A 4,580-nucleotide genomic window follows, 5' to 3' on the forward strand; every position below is an offset into this window, starting at 1 on the left:
AAATACTATATATTGACACAAAGTGGGTATATATGTATATTGAATTATTATATGGACTATTTTATATTAAAGATTAATAGATCAAAAATATGTAAGTATCTCCTCGTTGTGTTTTCTTAACGAATCACGTCGAGCCAATCGCTGTTTCGGCACGTTGGTCAGAATGATGCGACATAGCTGTATCGATCCGTAGTGTGTGGCCTACAGCAGATGAATGGGGGAACCTGCACCTTCTTTTTCTGTAATTATTATACATTAATTGATAATATTGATGAATTAAACCTATCCGGGAGACGGATAGGTCTTTTTTGTCATGGAGTAAGGGTCACTGATTCCATGGCCGACTATACTAATTTCGAGAATAAGAGGAGGATGCAATGATGCAAGCGTTCGTGTTCCCTGGTCAAGGTTCTCAGCATCTCGGTATGGGGGAGGCATTATTCGATGAATTTCCTGAGTTAACGGCTCAGGCTGACCGTATACTTGGCTATTCAATCAAACAGCTTTGTCTGGCGGACACTCAGAACAAATTAGGTCAGACTGCGTATACCCAGCCTGCCTTGTATGTCGTCAATGCATTAAGTTACATGAGAAAGGTACGAGCGACGGGCAAGCGACCTGATTTTGTGGCAGGGCATAGCTTAGGCGAGTTCAATGCACTTCTGGCGTCCGGTGCGTTTGATTTTGAAACCGGGTTAATGCTTGTCCAAAAGCGGGGAGAGCTGATGAGCCGTGCTTCGGGAGGAGGAATGGCGGCTGTATTGGGCTTGGGGGCAGAGAAGGTGAGCCAGGTTCTCTCAGAGAACGGCCTTGGCGGGATTGATATCGCCAATCTCAACATGCCGACGCAGATTGTTGTTTCAGGACTCAAACAGGATATTGAACAGGCGATGCCGTTTCTGGAGACAGCGGGAGCACGGATGGTTGTGCCTCTGAATGTGAGCGGTGCGTTCCATTCCAGATATATGGAGGAGGCGCGGCAGCAGTTCAGTGTATATTTGGACAGATTTGATTTCAAGCGCTGTGAACTTCCGGTGATCTCCAATGTCTATGCCAGGCCCTACCGTCAGGCCGATCTCAAGCGCAATCTTGCCGATCAAATTACGCATACCGTTAATTGGACGGACTGTGTCCGGTATATGCTGGCAATGGGAGTAGAGGAGTTCGAGGAGATTGGTCCGGGCAAGGTTCTGACGAAGCTGGTGGACCAGATCAGAAAGGAAGCGCCTCCACTCGATATGTTGCAGGGAGGCGATCTGGAGGACAGCCAGCCGGAGCAGGACGAATGGAAGCAAGCTGGCAATGCACCCACAAGCGCCTCCATAACCGCTGCTGACTTGGGTGATGCCGAATTCAAAAGAGATTACGGGCTTAAAGCGGCGTACTATGCCGGGGGGATGCATCATGGAATATCCTCTGTGGAGATGACGGCACGGCTCAGCAAATCGGGTTATTTGGGATTTATAGGTACGAAAGGCCTTGGCATCCCGCAGATTGCCGATATGATTCAGTCCCTGCAACTGGAATTGAACGGAAAGCATACATACGGAGTGAATGTGGTTCATGATCCATTTGATCCCCATAAAGAAAAAGCCGTTTTTGAACTGCTCTTGCATCACAGGGTGAAGGTGCTGGAGGTGGCATCCTTTATTGGCATAACAAGATCGTTGGTGCTCTATCGGGCTGCCGGGCTTAACAGAGAAGCGGATGGCAGCATTACGGCCGGCAACAAATTGATCGCCAAGGTATCCAGGCCCGAAGTGGCGGAGGCCTTTATGAGTCCGGCTCCAGAGCCGTTGCTGCACAAGCTGCTTCAAGATAACAGCATAACCGCAGAGCAGGCCGATCGGTTGCGAAGCATGCCTATGGCAGACGATGTTTGCGTACTGGCCGATTCGGGAGGACCGACCGATCATGGATCTGCCTGGGTATTACTGCCCGTTATCCGGAAGCTCCGGGACGAGCTGATGAGTAAATACGGGTATGGCAGAAGGATAAGGGTCGGCTCAGGAGGGGGAATCGGTGTGCCTGAGGCTGCCGCAGCGGCCTTCATGATCGGCGCTGACTTCGTCATGACCGGTTCCATCAACCAGTGTACCGTAGAAGCGGGAACAAGCGTTGAGGTAAAAGAGCTGCTTCAACGCATGAATGTGCAGGATGTAGCTTCGGTTCCGCTAGGCGATCTGTTTCAAATCGGTGCGCAGGCCCAGGTGCTGAAGAGAGGCTTGTTCTTCCCGGCAAGGGCCAACAAGCTGTATGAGCTGTACCGCCTGTATGATTCGTTGGAAGAGCTGGACGCCAAGAGCAAGAGCATGGTCCAGGAGCGTTATTTTAAGCGCAGCTTCGAAGAAATCTACGAAGAACTTAAGCTCTCATGTACAGATGAGGAGTTGGACAAGGCCGACCATGATGCGAAATATAGAATGGCGCTCGTATTCAAATGGTACTTCGACCGTTCCGACCGGCTGGCCCGCAGCGGAAGCAGTGAGAACAAGGTGGATTACCAGATTTTTTGCGGACCGGCGATGGGGGCCTTCAACCGGTGGGTGGCAGACACAGATCTGGAGAATTGGCGCAGCAGGCATGTGGATCGAATCGCCGACAAACTGATGCATGCAGCCGCTGACTGGATGAATGAGCATGTTGGAAGAATGACCGGTTCTGTTCAGAATTAGAAAATTCAGGAGGAGTTAAGGATGGGAAAGCGTGCGTTAAACCTGACAGACGAGTTGTATGACTATTTACTTCAGGTATCTCTGCGGGAGCCAGAACCTGCCAGAAAGCTGCGCGAGGAGACCGGTCGTATGCTGTTGTCCGCCATGCAGAGTCCGCCTGAGGAGAGCCAGTTCATTGCCTTGCTGGTCAAGTTAATCGGTGCCAAGCGCATATTAGAGATCGGTACTTTTACCGGCTATACAACACTGCTGATGGCGATGGCGATGCCTTCGGATGGGCGTATCATTGCCTGTGACATTGACGACAAGTGGACAAGGATGGGGTACCGCTATTGGGAAGAGGAAGGGGTAGCCCACAAAATTGATCTTCGTTTGGCGCCTGCCCTGGATACGTTGGACGATCTGCTATCCAGAGACTATGCCAACTATTTCGACTTTATATTCATTGATGCGGATAAAGAAAACTATACAGCATATTATGAGCGTGCCATTCGTTTGGTTCGTCCCGGCGGTTTGATCGGCGTTGACAATGTGTTGTGGGGGGGCAGCGTCATTAACGAGTGGAACCAGGGTCCGGACGTAAGAGAGATACGCAGCATCAACAAGACGATTCACCAAGATGACCGGGTTACTGTGAGCATGCTGCCGATTGGAGACGGTTTGACACTGGCCATTCGCAACAAGTAACACACACTATATTGAGGAAAGAGGGATTTCATATGGTTGAAACTAGGACTCTACTTGTACGGGCTGACAAAAATCCGGTTCCTGGAGTAGCCAATCCGTTGCCTAACCAAATCTATCAGAATGTGCGTGTATGTGTGGAGAATAGGGTGCTGTCCCGGTTGGCCCCCGATGAAATCCGCTTGCAGATGCATTATGTAGGAATATGCGGGACGGATCTGCATCTGACTACGAATCATCCGGAAACCGGGTATATCCGCTGTACGTCTCCCCTCGAAATTCCTGAAGAGGGAAGGGTGATCGGACACGAGGGCGTTGGCCGAATAATCGAAGTCGGAGATCATGTCAAGCATCTTAAGCCGGGCATGTTCGTTGCGCTGGAATCGATCATCGTCTGTCATGTATGCGAGGTGTGCAAGCGAGGAAAGTTCAACCAGTGCAAGCATGCCAAGCTGCTGGGACTGGAGAAGGACGGCTTGTTCGGAACATTCGTTGATGTGCAGGCATCTATTGCGCACAACATTACGGACTATATTAATGATGAGCGGGATCTCATGGCCGCAGCCAATATTGAGCCTGCAGGGGTCGCCTATGTGGCGTGCGAGAATGCTGCATTAAAGGCGGGGGAGGTGGCGGTCATTTTTGGTGCAGGCCCGATTGGCTTATTAACCGCGATGTTAAGCAAGCAGGTATTCGGAGCATCAGAGGTGCACATCATCGAACCGATTGAGTTTCGGCGGGATTTTGCCAAAAAGTGGGCGGATTATGTGTATACACCTGAGGAATTTATGTCTAGTCCCCCTGGAAAAATCGACGTCGTATTTGAAACCTCTGCCATTGTGGAGAATGTTACCCGGATCTTCAGACATGTCAGCGAAAACGGCCGAGTTGTCTTACTGGGTCGCAAGGGCATTCCCCTGGAGATTACCGCAGTGGATCATATGATTACGAATGAAATCAAAATTATTGGGTCGCGCGGGCATTTATGCGGCGCATTCAGCCAAATCCTGGCGCTGCAAAAAGCGGGAAGGATTCATCTGGAGGATATTGTGACGCAAGTGGTTGACGATTTGAGTGAGATCAGGGATATGCTGCAGCATCATGAGAAGGTGGAGAATGAGAACTGCAAAGTTCTCATTGATCTGCAGAAACAGATGCTGCATATGTCAACCTCTTCTGTCGCCGGCGGAAGAACCAGGGACTTGTAAGGAGGAGCAGACG

General features: G+C 50.4%; 3 protein-coding genes. All 3 read left to right on the forward strand.

Annotated features, from left to right (window positions below):
- Positions 1 to 380 precede the first annotated feature (380 nt).
- From fabD to A3848_RS00340, 3 genes are read left to right on the forward strand one after another with little or no spacing between them, the layout of a single operon-like run.
- A complete protein-coding gene (gene fabD, locus A3848_RS00330; RefSeq protein WP_074082873.1) occupies positions 381 to 2,675 on the forward strand; it encodes an ACP S-malonyltransferase in 2,295 nt (764 codons plus the stop codon).
- Between the two features lie 21 nt (positions 2,676 to 2,696).
- Complete coding sequence (locus A3848_RS00335; RefSeq protein ID WP_074082874.1) at positions 2,697 to 3,362, forward strand: class I SAM-dependent methyltransferase; 666 nt, start codon at positions 2,697 to 2,699, stop codon at positions 3,360 to 3,362.
- A gap of 32 nt (positions 3,363 to 3,394) precedes the next feature.
- Positions 3,395 to 4,567 carry a zinc-dependent alcohol dehydrogenase gene (locus A3848_RS00340; RefSeq protein ID WP_074082876.1) on the forward strand — a complete coding sequence of 391 codons (1,173 nt, stop codon included), beginning with the start codon at positions 3,395 to 3,397 and terminating at the stop codon, positions 4,565 to 4,567.
- Positions 4,568 to 4,580 lie beyond the last annotated feature (13 nt).

The sequence above is a fragment of the Paenibacillus sp. P32E genome, assembly GCF_001909085.1.
Classification (GTDB): Bacteria; Bacillota; Bacilli; order Paenibacillales; family Paenibacillaceae; genus Paenibacillus_AQ; species Paenibacillus_AQ helianthi.

What these genes read in the sequence shown, in the direction of transcription:
- A3848_RS00340 (WP_074082876.1), top strand. Translation starts at nt 3,395, where the DNA reads ATGGTTGAAACTAGGACTCTACTTGTACGGGCTGACAAAAATCCGGTT.
- fabD (WP_074082873.1), top strand. Translation starts at nt 381, where the DNA reads ATGCAAGCGTTCGTGTTCCCTGGTCAAGGTTCTCAGCATCTCGGTATG.
- A3848_RS00335 (WP_074082874.1), top strand. Translation starts at nt 2,697, where the DNA reads ATGGGAAAGCGTGCGTTAAACCTGACAGACGAGTTGTATGACTATTTA.